This window comes from Nocardia sp. NPDC004260, from assembly GCF_053603155.1.
The window spans coordinates 1-1,346 of the sequence record NZ_JBSGEZ010000268.1 but is presented as its reverse complement, the minus strand read 5'-3'; the positions used below and the strand labels follow the sequence as shown (position 1 = coordinate 1,346).

At 67.2% G+C, this 1,346-nt stretch carries 1 protein-coding gene; it reads left to right on the top strand.

The annotated features are described in order from the left end of the window. Positions 1-70: 70 nt before the first annotated feature. Positions 71-1,314 (top strand): IS3 family transposase gene (locus ACWEO7_RS39550; protein ID WP_452430982.1). Its coding sequence is split into 2 segments (ribosomal slippage): positions 71-392 and positions 392-1,314, totalling 1,245 coding nucleotides; the frame shifts between segments, so codons are not numbered across the junction. Positions 1,315-1,346: the final 32 nt, after the last annotated feature.

Sequence of the window (1,346 nt, the reverse complement as noted above, 5' to 3'; positions counted from 1 at the left end):
GGCGGTTCCCCCCGGGGTGTGGACACCTTGAGTAGCTGGACCGTAGGGTCCGGAGTTCGAGGAGTTGATAGTGGGGACCAGGCCCTATCCGAAGGAGTTCAAGTCCGACGCGGTCGCGTTGTATCTGTCCGATCCGGGCAAGACCTACGCGGCGGTGGGTCGCGATCTGGGAGTACACCCGGAAACGTTGCGGCTGTGGGTGCGCCAGGCCCGCGCCGCTGGCACGGCTGGTGGGCCGGTCGGGTCGGACGGGCGGCCATCAGCGGGCAAGGCAGACCGAACGGTATCCTCGCCGTCCGTGTTGGAACAGGAGAACAAGCAGCTCAAGGCCCGTATCGCCGAGCTCGAGGTCGAGCGGGAGATTCTGCGGCGGGCCGCGAAGTATTTCGCGGGCGAGACGAAATGGTGAGTCGCTTCCAGTTCGTCGCCGACCATCGTGACGCCTTCGGGGTGAAGCGACTATGCCGTGTGCTGCAGGTGTCCCGGTCGGGGTTCTACCGATGGATCTCGGCGGCGCCGGGGCGGGTGGCTCGTGAGGCTGCCGATGCCGGGCTCGCCGCGCGGATCCGCGCGATCCACCGTGAGTGGGACAGCACCTACGGCAGCCCGCGCATCACCGCCGAACTCAACGACCGAGCTGCCGAGCAGGGTGAGCCGCCGGTCAATCGCAAGCGGGTGGAGCGGGTGATGCGCAAGTACGGCATCGCCGGGCTGCGGCTACGGAAGAAGGTTCGCACCACACTGCCCGAACCGTCGCGGCAGAAGGTGCCCGATCTGCTGCGACGCGATTTCACTGCGGCCGGACCCAACCAGAAATACGTCGGCGACATCACCTACCTGCCGATCGCTGAGGGCCGATTCCTGTATTTGGCGTCGGTCATCGATCTGTTCTCACGCCGGTTGGCGGGCTGGTCGATCGCCGACCACATGTGTGCCGACCTCGTCGTCGACGCGCTACGCGCCGCGGCCACGACCCGAGGCGGCAATCTGGCCGGGGCGATCCTGCACACCGACCACGGCGCCCAATACTGCTCCGAGCAGTTCGCCGCGGTGTGCGCCGAGCTCGGGGTGATCCAGTCCCGGGGCGCGGTCGGCTCCAGCGCCGACAACGCCGTCGCCGAGGCGTGGAACGGCAGCCTGAAACGGGAAACGCTACAGGGCGCCGACCGTTTCGCCTCGGCCCGCGACGCCCGCCTGGAGGTATTCCGATGGATCACGCGATACAACACGATCAGGAGGCATTCGAGCCTCGGGCAAACCAGCCCGATCACCTACGAGCAACAGACCGCCAGTAAGGTACCGCTCGCAGCATGACAGCCGGTGTCCACACATCGGGGGGAACCGCC